12 protein-coding genes, 1 pseudogene and 1 riboswitch are annotated in these 16,651 nt (G+C 35.7%); of the genes and pseudogenes, 5 read left to right on the top strand and 8 right to left on the bottom strand.

The annotated features are described in order from the left end of the window. The 4 genes and pseudogenes from HU235_RS24230 to HU235_RS24220 form a co-directional block, all read right to left on the bottom strand. On the bottom strand, positions 1-498 hold a 498-nt coding region (locus HU235_RS24230; RefSeq protein WP_459213481.1), incomplete at its 3' end, for an ATP-dependent DNA ligase. Between the two features lie 209 nt (positions 499-707). After that, the gene (locus HU235_RS24225) at positions 708-1,253 is read right to left on the bottom strand and encodes a D-glycero-alpha-D-manno-heptose-1,7-bisphosphate 7-phosphatase (protein WP_174881859.1); all 546 of its coding nucleotides are present in this window, start codon (positions 1,251-1,253) and stop codon (positions 708-710) included. Between the two features lie 271 nt (positions 1,254-1,524). Next, a pseudogene (locus HU235_RS24935) lies at positions 1,525-1,641 on the bottom strand (oxidoreductase); the annotation flags it as partial. Positions 1,642-1,712: 71 nt separating this feature from the next. Further along, complete coding sequence (locus HU235_RS24220) at positions 1,713-2,129, bottom strand: MerR family transcriptional regulator (RefSeq protein ID WP_145581823.1); 417 nt, start codon at positions 2,127-2,129, stop codon at positions 1,713-1,715. A 309-nt stretch (positions 2,130-2,438) separates the two neighbouring features. Between HU235_RS24220 and pulA the strand changes: the two genes are divergently transcribed. Then, positions 2,439-8,960: a type I pullulanase gene (pulA, locus tag HU235_RS24215; protein WP_174881858.1), complete on the top strand. Its 6,522-nt coding sequence runs from the start codon at positions 2,439-2,441 to the stop codon at positions 8,958-8,960. Positions 8,961-9,047: 87 nt separating this feature from the next. Here pulA and ku read toward each other — a convergent pair whose 3' ends face one another. Both ku and HU235_RS24205 read right to left on the bottom strand, forming a co-directional pair. After that, a complete protein-coding gene (gene ku, locus HU235_RS24210) occupies positions 9,048-9,953 on the bottom strand; it encodes a non-homologous end joining protein Ku (RefSeq protein WP_174881857.1) in 906 nt (301 codons plus the stop codon). A gap of 82 nt (positions 9,954-10,035) precedes the next feature. Then, positions 10,036-10,815 (bottom strand): undecaprenyl-diphosphate phosphatase, encoded by a 780-nt coding sequence (locus HU235_RS24205; RefSeq protein ID WP_145581827.1) that lies wholly within the window; start codon positions 10,813-10,815, stop codon positions 10,036-10,038. 347 nt (positions 10,816-11,162) lie between these two features. Between HU235_RS24205 and HU235_RS24200 the strand changes: the two genes are divergently transcribed. From HU235_RS24200 to HU235_RS24185, 4 genes are all read left to right on the top strand, one after another. After that, a complete protein-coding gene (locus HU235_RS24200; RefSeq protein WP_095301531.1) occupies positions 11,163-11,705 on the top strand; it encodes a DedA family protein in 543 nt (180 codons plus the stop codon). A gap of 51 nt (positions 11,706-11,756) precedes the next feature. Then, positions 11,757-11,921, top strand: a riboswitch (yybP-ykoY riboswitch). A 44-nt stretch (positions 11,922-11,965) separates the two neighbouring features. After that, positions 11,966-12,757: a TerC family protein gene (locus HU235_RS24195; RefSeq protein WP_145584472.1), complete on the top strand. Its 792-nt coding sequence runs from the start codon at positions 11,966-11,968 to the stop codon at positions 12,755-12,757. A 459-nt stretch (positions 12,758-13,216) separates the two neighbouring features. Continuing rightward, positions 13,217-13,963, top strand: coding sequence for an RNA polymerase sigma factor SigI (sigI, locus tag HU235_RS24190; RefSeq protein ID WP_095301511.1), 747 nt, complete (start codon positions 13,217-13,219; stop codon positions 13,961-13,963). Further along, positions 13,960-15,165: an anti-sigma factor domain-containing protein gene (locus HU235_RS24185; protein ID WP_174881856.1), complete on the top strand. Its 1,206-nt coding sequence runs from the start codon at positions 13,960-13,962 to the stop codon at positions 15,163-15,165. Before sigI ends, HU235_RS24185 begins: the two co-directional genes overlap by 4 nt. 30 nt (positions 15,166-15,195) lie before the next feature. On the opposite strand, the gene HU235_RS24180 is transcribed toward HU235_RS24185, so the two are convergent. Then, positions 15,196-15,396, bottom strand: a complete 201-nt coding sequence (locus HU235_RS24180) for an alpha/beta-type small acid-soluble spore protein (RefSeq protein ID WP_095301513.1) — start codon at positions 15,394-15,396, stop codon at positions 15,196-15,198. Positions 15,397-15,828: 432 nt separating this feature from the next. Continuing rightward, positions 15,829-16,512 (bottom strand): DUF1836 domain-containing protein, encoded by a 684-nt coding sequence (locus tag HU235_RS24175; RefSeq protein ID WP_095301514.1) that lies wholly within the window; start codon positions 16,510-16,512, stop codon positions 15,829-15,831. Positions 16,513-16,651 lie beyond the last annotated feature (139 nt).

The raw sequence follows: 16,651 nt of genomic DNA, 5'->3' as shown, positions 1-16,651 counted from the left end.
AAATGGGACATATTGAATTAAATGTGTTGTGGCAGGATCTGTTTCCATTGGAGCATGAATCTTTTGTAAAATATTTTTAAGTTTTTCTTTTCTCTCAATATATGTTTCGTTTGTTATCGGCTGACCATTCACCTCAAGTAAATCAAATGCAGCATATTTACATTGAAATTTAGCTTGAGCCTCTTTTATTTTTTCACTGCTTTTTAAACGTCCTCTTATTTGTAATTGCTCAAAGTTAGAAAAATGTTTGGATGTAAGAAAAACGATTTCTCCATCGAAAGTGATTGGTAAAAAAGGGTGTAATTGCTCACGAATATTTGTTGCCTCATTGATAATTTCCGGGAATTGGTTGTGAAGTGGCTTCTCATTTCGACTCATTAAGCTTATCGAGCTTTCTTGTATTGTAAGGATGGCGCGAAATCCATCATATTTCGTTTCATAAACCCAATCAGAACCAGTGGGTATTTCCTGATGTAGTGTAGGTAGCATAGGTTTCATCGTGATTCATCCTTTAATTATCGATAAAAATCTATTATTGGACTAAGTTTTATCTAGCTCGATCAACTAAAGCTTGACTGATGGCTAAGGGTACATGGGAAGGAATTATAGGATGCTTTTTTCTAACTTAAATGTGACTTATTCTATTGATATCATTTGGATATAGATGCAACTTTATGCAGAAAGCTATAAAGAAATCTAGCATTGAATCATTCCTGGAAGGAGGAATTTTTAGAATCCTTGATGATCCAATCTGTAGCACTTAATAAATCAGGAAAAACTGCATCTGCAAGTGACTCACTTTCTCCTATAAAAACTCCTTTTGTTCCTGCTTTTTTCCCAGCCTGTATATCAGTATAATTATCTCCCACCATATAGGAACGACTAAGATCAATGTTATATTTATTAGCCATGTCGATTAACATTTTTGGCTGAGGTTTACGGCACTCACAGCCTGCCTTCGGTTTATGAGGGCAATATGCAACATCATGAATGAATGCCCCTCTTTTTTTCAATTCACTTATCATATGGTCATGTATGGCATGTAGCTGAGATTCACGGAGGAAGTTAAGACCAATACCTCCTTGGTTTGTGACACACAAAACATAATCAAAAACTTCATTCAATTTCTTAATTGCTTCAGGAACACCTGGTAAAAAATGAAGCTGAGAGGGTTTATTTACAAATTTAACTCTTTTAGTTAGGACTTCGTTTATGACTCCATCTCTGTCTAAAAATATTGCTGTATTTTCCATGTGTTTAACCCCTCCTTATGTTTCATATTATTACCATATAAGGAAGTGTAACATTCACTTTAGTTGTATCTATTATTTAATTTCGATGAATGGCTGTATGAACCTTATGTGGATACATACTTTTAGATTGATTAATTTGAGAGTTTATTTTGGATAGTATTTAAAGAATAGATGGAAGATGGTTAAGAGAATAATGAAAAAAATTAAAATGCTGTCGAGATTTTCTCAACAGCTAAGCTTTAGATAATGAATAATTCTTAGTTTATAGTTATTACCAAGGTTGATTTGTTGGTCCAATTGTAAACTCATTGACATTAGTATCTTCAGGCTGATCAATCGCGAATGCTACGACATTGGCAACTCGATCAGGTGAGATACCATTAGTTTTGTCATATAATTGATTATGAATAAAAAAGGGAAGAGCCACCTTTATTTTAATAAAAAAAGGTGGCTCTTCTATTAGTTAGTAACAGGAATTTCTATTTTTCCATTTTTATGAATTTCCTCGGTTCCGGCATCTAACGCCGTTTTGTAGTATAAACATTTATGATCAATAAGCTCCATTGTTTTTTTTAGTTCTTCCATTTGTTTTTCTACCGTAGCTTTTCTTTCCATAAACATGTCGAATCTTTGTTGTAATGTCCTATCTCCTTCAGTACACCAATCAATGAAGGTCTTTATTTCCTTAATTTGCATACCAGTGGATTTCAAACATTCAATGACCTTTAAAGCGGCAATATCGGATTCTTTAAAAAAACGTTGGCCACTTGGTGTACGTTCAACAAAAGGTAATAGCCCTTCCTTATCATAGTAACGCAATGTATATGCTGTGACATGTAATTCGGTTGCTGCTTCACTAATAGAATATGTCTTCATCGTATCTCTCCTATTCTATATTGCTATATACTCGGGTTCACTCTATAAATATGGAGGATTCTAACATATGAATGGTTTGTATGTCAAAGTAAAGGGATGTATGGAGAATGTGTTTAAAAGCTAATAATCTTCCTAAATTTGAAATGGGTTAACTATTGCTTATTAAATATGATGATGATATTCTAATTATGAATAGGGAAAACGCTTTCACTATTTAAAATTAGAGATATCTCAAGTTTGCTATTCTCTTTTATACTATTTTTGTGCAAACGTTTTCCTGAATTTAATTATGTCAAAGGAGGGAGATTTTTGAGTAAAAAAGTGTTAAAGGTGTTATCGTTTCTAATGGTCATTACATTGCTTCTTCAAGTATTTACAGGCGCATATCCTTTTTCAATTGTTAACGCTGAAGTAAAAAGTCCAGAGGTTCGTGATGGGCATGTAACGTTTCGTTATGAAGGGGAAGCAACATCTGTAAAAGTTGCTGGGAGTTTTACAGATTGGGAGGCAGGAGCATTAGCTTTAACGGAAAAGGAAGAAGGAATCTGGGAAATAATAAAGGAATTACCTACTGGAACCTATGAATACAAGTTTATAGTTGACGGCAAATGGCTAACAGACCCTTCTAATCCAAATAGTAGAAATGGCAATTCACTTGTTTCTATAGGAAACGAATTAATTGAGATTCATAGTCCAGTTATTAACGGAGATGGAAGTGTTACCTTCAATTATGCTAGTAATGGTGAAAGTAATCTTTATTTAATTGGAAGTTTCGTAGATTGGGATTTATCGAAAGCATATGAAATGACTGAAAAAGATGGGGTATTTTCCATTACGCTACCTGAATTGGAGGCAGGAGAATATCAGTATAAATTTATCCAAAACAATCGAAATTGGAATGAATCGACAACAGACCCACTGAATCCAAATACGAAGGATGGGAACTCTGTTTTTACGATTGAGAAATTAACGAGCCCTGTTATTCATGAGGACGGGACAATTACATTTCATTATAAAAAGTCAAGTGAAACAGCAGTTTATCTCATTGGTAGTTTCAATAATTGGGATGTAGCTTCTGCTGTAGAAATGACAGAAAAGAATGGAGTTTTTTCGACTACGCTATCCGACTTAAAACCCGGCACATATGAATACAAATTTCTTCTTAACAACCGTAGCTGGGATAAGTCGACGACTGATCCGTTAAACGATAAAGAAAATAACGGAAATTCAGTATTTACAATTGATTCCCCACAACCAATTACAGTTCAATCAGCATTAATGGATGCAAAAAATGAAATTCTTGTTACAACAAATAAACCTTTTGAAAATCAACGTTTCACTTTAGTAGATAAAGAGGCTAATAAGACGATAAAAACAACAGTTCAAACAATTGATGAACATAGGGTAAAGTTAATAGTAGATAAAGAAGAAGACATAGATGTACAAAAAATCTATGAGGTGAGTATAGGTGACTCTTTAGGAACAAAGGTTATTATGCGAAATATATTAAATCATGAGCAGTTTTATTATGATGGAGATGATTTAGGGTATACGTATACCCCGACGAAAACTACGTTTAAACTTTGGGCTCCAACAGCTTCGAAAGTCAGTCTAGCAGTTTATGATAATGCAGGAAGTTATGAAGGCGCTTTCGTAACAGATCATACAAATGGACAAGAAACGGAGATGGATAGAGCTCCAAATGGTGTATGGTCAATTGAAGTAAATGAGAATTTAAAAAATAAATATTATATGTATAAAGTTGAGTTTGCAGATGGAACAGTCAATTATGCGGTAGATCCTTATGCGCGTTCAACATCTGCGAACGGTCAAAGATCTGTTGTTGTTGATTTAGCGAGCACGAATCCTGAAGGCTTTGATCCGTTTAATAAACCTGCTGTTGTCTCAGAAAATGATGCAATCATTTATGAATTGCATGTTAGAGATTTTTCGATTGATGCTAATTCAGGAATAAAACAGAAAGGGAAATATTTGGCATTTACTGAGACAGGTACAACAGGTCCAAATGGTGTAAAAACAGGGATTGATTCGTTAAAGGAATTAGGAGTTAACTATGTGCATTTACTCCCAACTTATGATTTTGGTTCAGTTAATGAATTGACTGTCGATGATCCAAATTCTTTAGAGGCTAAATTTAATTGGGGGTATGATCCGGTTCATTTTAATGTTCCGGAAGGCTCTTATTCTACAAAGCCACAAGATCCAGTTAGTAGAATAAAAGAATACAAGCAAATGGTCCAAGCTCTTCATAACCATGGGATTCGTGTCGTGATGGATGTTGTCTACAACCATACATACATGAATGAAGCAACACAATTAGAAGGTGGTTCTCCATTCGATTTAATTGTCCCAGGTTATTACTACCGTACTGATGATTATGGAAAGATTACAAATGGGTCTGGTACCGGAAATGAAGTTGCGTCAGAACGACCAATGGTAAGAAAATTTATTAAAGATTCTGTCCACTATTGGGCAAATGAATATGGGATTGATGGATTTCGCTTTGATTTAATGGGTTTGATTGATAAACAGACAATGAAAGAAATCACAACGGAATTAAAAGAGCAGGTTGACCCGAATATGTTGATTTACGGGGAACCATGGACTGGCGGTTCCTCAAGTCTACCAGCTGCATTACAAAATGTGAAAGGCTCGCAAAAAGACCAAGGATATGCAGTTTTTAATGATAATATCCGTGGAGCAATTAAAGGTGACAGTGATGGTGCAGGCACAGGCTTTGCGACAGGCGCATCTGGTAAAGAGGCTGATCTTGTAAAAGGGATAGAAGGAGCAACAAATGATTTTACAAATCGTTCCTCTGAATCTATTAATTACGTCACAGCACATGATAATTTAAATCTATGGGATAAGCTAATGAGAGTTGCAGGAAAAGACAGTCAGCATGATGATCCATCGTATGATCCACATGCTGTCATAACAGAGGATAATGTTTTAGACAATGAATGGGTAAAACGTAGTTTACTAGCTAATGGTATCGTCTTAACAGCTCAAGGTGTTCCGTTTTTACATGCAGGAGAGGAAATGCTTAGAAGTAAATATGGTGAACACAATAGCTATAAGAGCCCCGATAGTATTAACCAAATTCGCTGGGAACTAAAGGATGAATATCAACCTGTTTTTCAGTATTACAAAGGTTTAATTGAATTAAGAAAATCTCATTCAGCCTTTAAAATGGATGAGAAAGAGGAGATAGAAAAACATCTTAACGTTTTTAAACAAAATGATAACATTGTTGCCTATCAATTAGCAGATTATGCTAATCATGATAAGTGGAAAAATATTGTTGTTATTTATAATGCAAACAAAGAGGCAAAAGATATATCTTTACCGCACAATGGAAATTGGAATGTTGTTGTCGATCATACTGCAGCAGGAACTGAAACAATCCGAGTTGTAAATGGAGCTAAAGTAACTGTTGAAGGTCTTTCGATGATGGTGTTATACGATCAGCAGGAGGCCGAATATACGCCAAAGCCGACAAGCATTGAAGTAAATCCTGATACTCTTGCCTTGAACCCAGAGGATTCAAAAAGGTTATCTGCATATGTTAAGGATCAAAAGGGTCGTGTGATGCTAGGGGAAGAAATTAACTGGCAATCATCAGATGAAAAAGTTGCAAAGATTACGAATGGAAAGGTAGTTGCTGTTGCAAAAGGGGAGGCAACAATAACAGCGAAGGCGGGCAATGCAATAGCAGAAATTAAAGTAACTGTTGATAAATTAGTTCCAAATAAGATTCAAATATCAGGAAATGATTCCGTATTTGCTTCCTATGAGACACAGTTAACAGCATCAATTAAAGATCAATATGACCAAAATATGTTTGGGCAGAAAGTGACATGGACGTCATCTGATGAATCTGTTGCGGCTGTTGATGGAACTGGTAAAGTAACGGGCTTGAAGCCTGGAACTGTTACAATTACTGCAAGATCAGGCGATGCTTCTGCTTCTTTTGAAATGACGATTAAGAAAAATGTAAAACGATATGTCCGGATTAAATATGTAAGACCTGATGGTGATTTTACTGGGGATTTTGGTGCGTGGAATGTATGGGTTTGGAACACTGGAGTGAAAAATGACCAGATAGATTTTACAACAATTGAGGGTGATACAGCGATTGCAAATGTAGAAATTGCTCCTGAAACAGAATCAATTGGCTTTTTAATCCGTAAAGGAACTGATTGGAATACAGCTAAAGTTTCGCCAGACAGTGATGATCATCAAGTTGTCATAAATCGAGATGATTTAATGACAAAGGTAACGGTTGTGGCAGGAGTTCCAGGTCAAACCGTGATACCATCAGTTAATGGTCCTGTCCTCCAAGACGGTGATGTAACGTTCTATTATCGTGATGATGAATTATTCCAAGAAGACAAAATGGATGACATTGAAGAAGTGAAAGTGAAAATTGCTGGTATAGAATATCCTATGGAATATAGCAAGGAAAATGAGTATTTTTCATACAAGCTTGAGGGATTGACTGAAGGGACACATGAATATTCATTCCTTGTCACAAAAGATGGCAAAACAACGGAAGTAACAGACCCGAGAAATACAAAAGAAGGAAAATCAGTGATTACGTATAATCGACCAGATGTAACAATTGAAGCAAATCTTAGTATGAACGAAATAAACTTTGATGAAAATACAGTATTAAATGTTAAAGCATCATCTAAAGAACAAGTTGGAATTAGAGAAATGTTTGTGAACTTAGCTTCACTCGGTGGAAAAGAGAAAGTGAATATTGACCCAACTGTTGGGGCTATTTCGATTGGAGCCAATGAGTCTGTAACAGCCGGTGAGAAGGAGCTTAAGATAACAATCATTGACGAGTTCGGAAATTCACATACGAAAACAGTAAAGCTAACAGTTAAAGCGAAACAGGCAGTTGGTGATGAGTTAGCCTTTGATTGGGATGAAGCGAGAATTTACTTTATGCTAACCGACCGTTTCAAAGATGGAGATCCAACGAATAATGGCGGGGCGGAATATGATCCATCACATGCTGAAGCATATCATGGAGGTGATTTCCAAGGAATTATCGATAAGCTTGACTATTTAGATGACCTTGGAATTAATACAATTTGGATTACACCTGTTGTTGACAATATTGATTTTAATAAGGGATTAGATTTTAACACAGCAGATGGTCTTGCAGCAAAGCAATATGGCTATCATGGCTATTGGGCAAAAGACTTTACCAAATTAGATGAGCATTTAGGTGATATTGAAACATTCCAACAATTGATTGAAAAAGCACATGATCGCGGTATTAAGATTATGCTCGATGTTGTTGTCAATCATGCTGGATATGGTATGGACGGTGAGTTTAACGAAGCTTGGAAAGCAGATGCTAATAACCTGCCAACTGAAGAAGAAATCGCAAGCTTGAATGGGATGTTTAGAACGGTTGATGAAGATCCAACGGTTCGTGGAGAATTAGATAATCTTCCTGATTTTAAAACAGAAAATCCAGAGGTAAGGCAAAAAATCATTGCTTGGCAAACGGCATGGCTAGAAAAGGCTAAAACTGACCGAGGAGACACGATTGACTTTTTCCGAATTGATACAGTGAAGCATGTTGAGCCAGCTACATGGCAAGCGTTAAAAAATGAAGTAACAAAAATGAACCCGAATTTTAAAATGATTGGTGAATATTGGGGAGCAGGTATTACGAATGATGGCGGCTATTTAGGGACAGGTCAAATGGATTCGCTGTTAGACTTTGAGTTTAAAGAAAAAGCAAAAGCATTTGTTAACGGTGACATTGACCAAGTTGAGGAATATTTACAGAAACGAAATGAATTTTTAAGTAATTCTGCTACTATGGGACAATTTTTAAGTAGTCATGACCAAAATGGTTTTTTAACAGAGTATGTAAATGGAGATGTTGGAAAATTAAAACTAGCATCAGCGCTACAAATTACAGCTAAAGGGCAGCCAGTTATTTATTATGGTGAGGAATTAGGGAACTCTGGTAAGGCAGATTGGGAGAAGGAAGGCGAAACAGTATTAAAGTTTGGCCAAAACCGCGAAGATATGCCATGGGAGCTTCTTGAAACGAAAGACGAAAAGGCAGTGGATCTTCACGACCATTATGCGACATTACTGAACATTCGTGCTGATTATTCAAAAGTATTTTCTAAAGGTAATCGCGAAAAGGTTGCTGGAGGTAATGAAGAAGACTACCTTGTCTTTTCAAGAGAATACAACGATGAGCAAGTCCTAGTAGGATTAAATACAACAAAAGCTGATAAAGAAGCAACAATCTCTGTGGATTTTCCAGTAAATACAAAGCTTACAGACCTATATAACAATAAAAAATATACAGTTAACAAAAACAATGAAGTCACAATCACCATTCCATCAAATAACAACGGTGGCACAGTCATCCTCGTCAACGAAACAACACCTAATCCAGATCCGGGGCCAGACCCAGATAAAGGAGAGGGGCCAGACCCAGATAAAGGGGAGGGGTTAGACCCAGATAAAGGAACAGGGCCAGACGCAGATAAAGGGGAGGGGTCAGACCCAGATAAAGGAACAGAGCCAGACGCAGATAAAGGAGAGGGGTCAGACCCAGATAAACAACTGGGGTCAGACCCCAACAAAGGACCGGGGCCAGACGTTAAGGATAGACCAGTAGCTGGACCTGTTGCGAAATCAGGTGAGGAGCTTCCTTCAACTGCGACGACTAATTACAATTGGATTTTGGTTGGTGTGGTTGTTTTCATTACAGGTGGGATATTAGTTTTTATACAAAGAAGAAGAGTGAAGATTGAAAAATAAATAATAATCAAATAAAGCTTGAGCTAGCTTTCGCTTGCTCAAGCTTTTTAAATGGGGTCAGTCCCCATGGGGACTGACCCCATTTATTTACGCCTTTTTACGAACGGTTTTTGTTTTTTTAGCTGTAGCAGGAGGGGCGGCTGGGTTCGGGGGTGTTGAAGTTGTTTCGCCGACTGCTGTTTTAGGTTTAGCTGGCTTTCCTTTTGTTTTAGTGGCTGGTTTTTTTGTTTTCTGGATACTTGCTTGGAGTGCGCTCATTAAATCGACGACATTTTGTCTTGGCGCCGCTTCTGTTGGTGTTTTTCCTTCATCCTGATTGACTTTTCGTTCAATTAAATCTTGAAGGGCAAGGCGATAGTCGTCCTTGTATTTTTCAGGATCAAATGTCGTTGTCAGTTGGTCAATTAACATAATGGCTGTTTCTAATTCCTTTGCACCAACTTCGACCTGTTCAGGAACGCTTGGGACCTCTTTAACATTTCTGACTTCATCTGGATAATGGACTGTTTCCATGACGATGCAGTTTTGATAAACGCGTACCATGGCAAGCTGCTGCTTAGAGCGAATTGTAATTTCCGCTACACCAATTTTTCCCGATTGTTTTAATGCTTCACGAAGCAAGCCATATGCCTTCCCGCCATTTTCGCCAGGTCCAATAAAATACGAACGGCTAAAATAAATTGGATCGATATCTTCCATTTTTACAAAATCAATGATTTCAACAGTTTTATCCTCATGCTCCTCCTTTAGCTCCTGAAGCTCTTCATCAGTTAATACTACATATTTCCCTTTTACATATTCATAGCCCTTGACGATTTCATCATTTTTTACTTCTTCATCACAGTTGGGGCATTTTTTTTCATATTGAATGGGAGTATGGCATTTTTTATGAAGGGTTCGAAGCTTTATATCTTTATCCTCTGTTGCTGCATAAAGCTTAATAGGAATATTCACAAGTCCGAAACTAATCGAGCCTTTCCACATTGTATGCATAAAATTCCCTGCCTTCATTCATAGTCTTATCCATAGGTTCTGTTTCGAACTTCAATCTCATGTAATGAAAAACGTACCATTTTTAAATAATGGATAGCTGCTGTAGAAAGATGATAAGGATGCCAAGGATCCAGACATATACGGCAAAAAGTTTTAACGATTGTTTTTTTACGAAGGAAATCATAAAGCGAACTGCAATATAGCCAAAAAAGGCAGAGGCTAATGTTGCTATTAGCATGGAGACGAAGCTTATTTGTGGGACATCTCCTGTCAATACATCTTTCAACTGGAAAATGACGCCTCCGCATATAGCAGGGATTGAAAGTAAGAAGGAAAAGTATGCTGCTGCCTCTTTGTCCATTTTTCGAATTAAAGCACCTACAATTGTCATGCCTGACCTTGAAATAGCAGGGAAAATAGCGAATGCTTGAAAGCTCCCGATAAAAAATGAATCATAAAGAGAAAGATTTTCTACTTTTTTAGCGCCATTCTTAATAGAATCGGCAAACCATAAAAATAATCCTGTAATGAGGAATTCCCATCCAATCGTAACACCTGTTTCAGAAATTTCCTCAAAAAAATCACTGAATAAAACACCGGCAATGACAGCTGGTATAGTGCCAACGACAAGTAAAGCGGTTAAGCGACTAAATGGCTCTTTAATCATGCTTAATAACATGTCCTTATAAAATACAACAAGTGCGATAAGTGTCCCAATATGAAGCATCGTATCAAGGTATAGACCAGCTTCATTTAAGCCAAAAAGTGTACGTCCAAGATAAAGGTGACCTGTGCTGCTAATCGGAATAAATTCTGTTAATCCTTGTATAATACCTAAAATTAAAGCTTCGAGCCAATCCATATAAATTCCCCCTTCAGTATTTTAATCGCAAATAAAATAACTGGTTCACCCATACGTAGGGTGTCTATCACGATACAACTTTGATAAGTTTAGTAGCTTAAAAAAATCCATTATCTGTAATTAAATGGCTGCAAATTTGCGAGGCTTCATCTACGATTAGGTGTTTTTTGGCCATTCTAAAATCCTCTCAATTGATTAGGACAATTAAATCAATGGTTGTCTGTATACATGAATATGTGTAATATATTTACTTGTAGAACTATTTTGCGTGAATTAGGTGATTGTTTTTGGATGAGTTAATATTAACGATAGTGGAAAATTTTAAAGAGCTATCCTATTTAGGGATCATGCTCGCATTAACGATAGAATTTGTTCCAGCGGAAATTGTTTTACCTTTAGCTGGCTATTGGGTATATCAAGGTGATATGACGCTTTTTGGAACGGTTTTAGCAGGTACAGTTGGCGGAACATTTGGTCCTTTAACCCTGTATGCTTTAGGCCGTTTTGGGGGACGTCCTTTTATTCTCAAGTATGGAAAGTACTTTTTTATTAATGAAGAAAAGCTATCAAAAGCGGATGAGTTTTTTGAGAAAAACGGAGGAATGGTTGCATTTACGGCAAGGTTTCTCCCAGGTGTTCGCACGCTTATTTCTATTCCATGTGGAATGGCAAAAATGAATGTATGGATTTTTTCAATATATACATTTCTTGCAATGCTTCCGATAACGTTTATTTATGTGTTTCTCGGGCTTAAGCTAGGGGACAGATGGAAGGATGTCGGTGAATTAGCTAATACGTATATTCTTCCTATCGGTATAGGAGTTTTAGTTTTATTTGTATTGTATAAGCTAATTATAAAATTTAGAGGTAACAAAGCATCTGTAAAATAACCTATTGACATTTTACATACATACAACTTATTATTAAGTTAACTTCATATTCTTCTTTTCAAAGGGGAGTAGCGTTCAGGGTAACCTGAAAACAAAGTCGTCATTTCATGGATCGTATCCATCGGCTTTGTTGGCATGAACGGAATTTTAAACCATGCTTAGCAAGACCTTTGCCATTGATGGCAAGGGTCTTTTTTATTTCCTATTGCTGTCAATGGATTAGAGAGGAAAACACTAATCATAAGCATAGGAGGAGAAAAATGGATCTTACATTATTGCTAGAGTATGGATGGGTATTACTTGTTCTCGTCGGACTTGAGGGGATTTTAGCTGCTGATAACGCACTTGTTATGGCAGTTATGGTGAAGCATTTACCTGAAGAACAAAGGAAAAAAGCGTTATTTTATGGATTGGCAGGAGCCGTTATTTTACGATTTGGGGCATTATTTATTATCTCATTTTTAGTAAATGTATGGCAGCTTCAAGCAATTGGTGCCATCTATCTGCTTTATATCTCAATCAATCATTTATTAAAAAAATACCTGTTTAAAAAGTCGGAGCATAAAGAGAAAGTGAAAAAGCAGTCAGGATTTTGGGGCACTGTTATAAAAGTGGAGCTTGCTGACCTTGCATTTGCAGTTGATTCGATATTAGCTGCAGTTGCGTTAGCTGTTACATTACCTGCAACAAATCTTCCGGTTATAGGTGGTTTAGATGGCGGGCAGTTCCTTGTCATTTTAGCTGGTGGTATTATCGGAGTTATAATTATGAGATTTGCAGCAACTTATTTCGTAAAACTGCTTAAGAAAAAGCCAAGTCTTGAAACTGCTGCTTTTATGATCGTTGGCTGGGTTGGAGTAAAATTAGCACTATATACGTTAGCACATCCAGATATTGACTTAGTTTCAAAGCATTTTATCGAATCAGCTACTTGGAAGCTTATTTTCTGGATAGTATTAGCTTTAATTGCAGTTGGAGGCTGGTTCCTTACTAAAAATGAAACAGAATTAGAAGAAGAAAAACCGGTGTTAAAGAAGGCTGAAAACCAATAAAATAAATAAAGATGAAGCAGGGACTGACCCATTATAGGTGATGGGGACAGTCCCTCTTTTTTATGTATAATCGTAAATTTGCGAAGTTTCGTGTCAAATATGTAACAAATAATAGGTCTATTTCATTATCTTCGAGTTTTTTATTTATTTTTTTAGCAACGCCCTAAAGAAATGAAATGCGGTCGAAACCTTTAGTAAAGAATAAAAAACTCTTTCCATGGAATTGAAGGAGGGATAGGATTTATAATAATTATTAGGATAGGTTGTAAACGGAAAAATTAGATAGGATCCGTCAAAATTCACTTTTATCAAAGTAGGTCTTTAGTCTGTGTTTTTGTAATATTTGTCGTTTTTTCGTCGAATAATAGAAAGATTGCTTCATATTTCTTCCTTTGCGCTCCATATATAATTTAGTTATTATATACTAGGTAATATGGGGAAACAGAGGTGAACCTAGTGATGCTTAGCCTTTTGTTTAGACTAGGTAAGAAAAAGCAATCCCTTGAAGAGAAAGTATTTCTTATTCAAAAAGGGGATCATGAATTACGAAATCAAATTATTGAACAATATAAACCATTTGTTGCGAAAACAGTATCATCTGTCTGTAAACGATATATTCGTGAAAATGACGATGAGTTTAGTATTGGACTTATTGCATTTAATGATGCAATTGATAAATATTCTATTGATAAAGGGAGTTCGTTGTTTGCCTTTGCTGAATTGGTGATTAAACGTAAGGTCATTGATTATATTCGTAAAGAGGCACGTACTCCGACAACAATCCACTTTGAGCTACAAGAGCATGAAGAAGGAGATTATTCACAAAGTAAAATAGAATCTGATTTGTCATTAGAAGATTTTCAAAAACAACTGGAGCAGGAGCATAGGCGAGAAGAAATTACCTATTTACAACATTGCTTAAGTGAATTTAATTTAACGGTTAAAGATATTGTCGAGCAATCACCAAAGCACTATGATGCACGTCAAAATGCTATTCAGGTTGCTGTTCAATTAATGGAAGATGAAGAGTTAAGGAATTATTTATTTAACAAAAAGCAATTACCTGTAAAGCAATTAGAAGCGAAGGTTTCAGTTAGTAGAAAGACCATTGAAAGAAATAGAAAATACATCATAGCTATGGCCATCATTCTATCAGGGGATTTCGTCTATTTAAAAGATTATTTAAAAGGGGTGCTCCATCCATGAAAAAAGGGGTCGTCGTAGAATTAAATGATGACTTTGTAACACTGCTCACCCCAGATGGGCAATTTGTAAATACTGTTAATAAAAACGGTCAATATGAGTTAGGGGAAGAAATAGCTTTTTTTCCCGCTCTAGATGAGAGCGAACAAGCGGTTACAAGAGCAAATTATATAAAATCGAAAAAGCGGAATATCATGAGCTATTTCGATTCCAAAAGAGCTAAAATAGGTACATTATCTTTAATTGCAATTATGGTTATCATTTTTACATCTATACCGTTTATTCAAAATGATAAGGTATATGCCTATATGTCCATTGATATTAACCCAAGCTTTGAGGTAAGTATCGATGATAAGCTTAGAGTTATTTCTCTTGATCCGTTAAATGAGGATGCCGAGCAATTAATGAAAAAGCTTCCTGAGTGGAAGGAAAAGCAATTTGATGAAATCGTGGATGCGATATTAACTCAATCGAAGCTAGATGGCTATGTTTATCCAGGGAAAGAAATCTTGATAACAACTGTTATTAATGAAAACGATACGGAGCTACATTCTAAGCTTGAGGAAAATATTGAAGAGATACAAAGCTCTTATGAAGAAAAGGAAATGAATGTTGAAACAATTGAAACAGATAGAGAAACAAGGGAAAAAGCTCAGCAACAGGGAATTTCTATGGGGAAATATGTGCAGCTAAAAGAGAAGGAGAAGCTTGAGCCAAAAACTGAAGATAATCAGGCGGAAACCACAACGAACGACGAAGCTGAATCAATTGAGAAAAAAGAAACTTCAAAAGAGCAAATGCCTACAACTGTGACACCGAATGTTGAAACGAATGAAAACGTGATTCAAAGTAATCAAACGGTTAAAAATCAATTGGAAAATGAAACAAAAAAAGATTTAAATGAAGTGAAAAATGATAAATTACAAAACGAAACAAAAGAAAAATTAAATGAAGCAAAAAAAAAGTTGAAAGAAAATAATTCTAATTCTTCCAATAAAGATAAGGTCCAACCAAAACAACAACCACAAGCAAAACCACAACAAAAACAAGACAACTGGAAGGAAGAAAAAAAGCAAAATAAAGAACAACAAAAATCGATAAGAGAAGACAACAAAAAGGAAAAGCAACAAGAGAAACAGCAATGGAAAGAAAATAAAAAAAGTGAGAATAACAAAATAAAAGAACAAAAACATGAAAAAAGCTGACTAATTTGTCAGCTTTTTTTATAATGCCAATTATTCACTTTGTTGGCCATTCAATTGTGACTGTGCTTGCTTTACAAGACGTTTAGTAATTTCTCCACCAACAGAGCCGTTTGCTCTTGATACAGTATCAGAGCCTAATTTCACACCGAATTCTGCTGCTATTTCATATTTAATTTGATCCAGAGCTTCTTCGATTCCTGGAACAAGCAATTTATTACTACTTCTTGCCATTGAAAACACCCCTTTATTTTTGCAATGTTAGAGCTCGATATTGACAATGACGTTTGCAGAAACGAATTATCAGTCAAGCTTAACAGAGCGATTTAGTAAAGCTGATAATCTGTGTTCAGCCTTACTATTAAGGTTTCATATGACGGTATTTTCTATACTGGTAAAGATTAGACCTTTCATAAAAACAGAAAGGGAAACGATGGAACAAGCTTCTTCATTTCGTATGTAAATAGTTCTTCTCTTCTAAAATGGATATAAAGTCGTATCGTCGATGTATATGTTAAACATCATTTATCAAACAAAGCATTCTACACTGTAATAGGAACTTAAAAGTACAATAATATGATGGGATAGTTGAAAATCTTAATAACTCCTTATTGCCTTTGCATTTGATAATAGATGAAAGTTTTCTTCATTTCCCACTTTTAAGAATTAGTTAAAGTGAAGGTCAGCAAATGAATATGCTCTAGATTGAAAATGTGACGCTAAAACCGCGAAAACGGTTATCACTAACACATGACGAATCGGTTTCCATTGCTCCCCTGTAAGATTAGAAAACTGGGTTGAGTAGGAATCTACTTGATTTGTAATCGTAAGTTCTAAAGATTGGTCCGGAATAGTTGGTATTGTATGAAATGAATCAATCACATCTGCATACATTTCATAAAAAGCGATTGGGTTAATTAAATCATCACTTCTATCTGATAGAGTATTAAAAACGACAGTTAATAATTTTCGAATTCGTTCAAAATCAAAGACATTTTTTAAATCCTTGACAATTAAGAGCATCGCTGTTTGTTCAATAGAATATTTTTTCCCTAGTTCAGGAGGACCGATTAGCTCTTTGACATCACGTTTAATCCAATTTTGTATCGAAGTAGATTTGAGTGATGTTAGTTCACATAAATTTGCTAGTGCGACAATATCATTAGATGAAAGCCCAATTTCATGCCCTGTTCTTCGCTTTGACCTAGTAAGGAAGGGCGGGATAATTATAGCGTGTTGGGGATTTTCTCCTATTACTTTTTCAATTATATATGAAGGCTGGTGATTTGACTCGCCTTTAAGTGCATATAATAGTGTAGTCATTTGTTTACGTGTTAATTGCAATGACATGAAAAAACACCTCAGTTCATTTATCTAAATAAAAATCTACTATAAAAGGAAGAATGCTGTCATCATTTAAAAAAAGTTGCTGTGACTTTTTATTATAGACTACTTTGTCGTGAACATTCTATTATGAAAATGCTTATTG

Source organism: Metabacillus niabensis, assembly GCF_902829255.1.
Lineage (GTDB): Bacteria > Bacillota > Bacilli > Bacillales > Bacillaceae > Metabacillus > Metabacillus niabensis.
Note: the sequence above shows the minus strand (reverse complement) of the source record. Positions and strands in the feature narration are given on the sequence as shown.

Excerpts from the sequence above, each read along its gene's own strand:
- HU235_RS24225 (WP_174881859.1), bottom strand. The coding sequence starts at position 1,253 with ATGGAAAATACAGCAATATTTTTAGACAGAGATGGAGTCATAAACGAA.
- HU235_RS24220 (WP_145581823.1), bottom strand. The coding sequence starts at position 2,129 with ATGAAGACATATTCTATTAGTGAAGCAGCAACCGAATTACATGTCACA.
- ku (WP_174881857.1), bottom strand. The coding sequence starts at position 9,953 with ATGCATACAATGTGGAAAGGCTCGATTAGTTTCGGACTTGTGAATATT.
- HU235_RS24205 (WP_145581827.1), bottom strand. The coding sequence starts at position 10,815 with ATGGATTGGCTCGAAGCTTTAATTTTAGGTATTATACAAGGATTAACA.
- HU235_RS24200 (WP_095301531.1), top strand. The coding sequence starts at position 11,163 with ATGCTCGCATTAACGATAGAATTTGTTCCAGCGGAAATTGTTTTACCT.
- HU235_RS24195 (WP_145584472.1), top strand. The coding sequence starts at position 11,966 with ATGGATCTTACATTATTGCTAGAGTATGGATGGGTATTACTTGTTCTC.
- sigI (WP_095301511.1), top strand. The coding sequence starts at position 13,217 with ATGCTTAGCCTTTTGTTTAGACTAGGTAAGAAAAAGCAATCCCTTGAA.
- HU235_RS24185 (WP_174881856.1), top strand. The coding sequence starts at position 13,960 with ATGAAAAAAGGGGTCGTCGTAGAATTAAATGATGACTTTGTAACACTG.
- HU235_RS24180 (WP_095301513.1), bottom strand. The coding sequence starts at position 15,396 with ATGGCAAGAAGTAGTAATAAATTGCTTGTTCCAGGAATCGAAGAAGCT.
- HU235_RS24175 (WP_095301514.1), bottom strand. The coding sequence starts at position 16,512 with ATGTCATTGCAATTAACACGTAAACAAATGACTACACTATTATATGCA.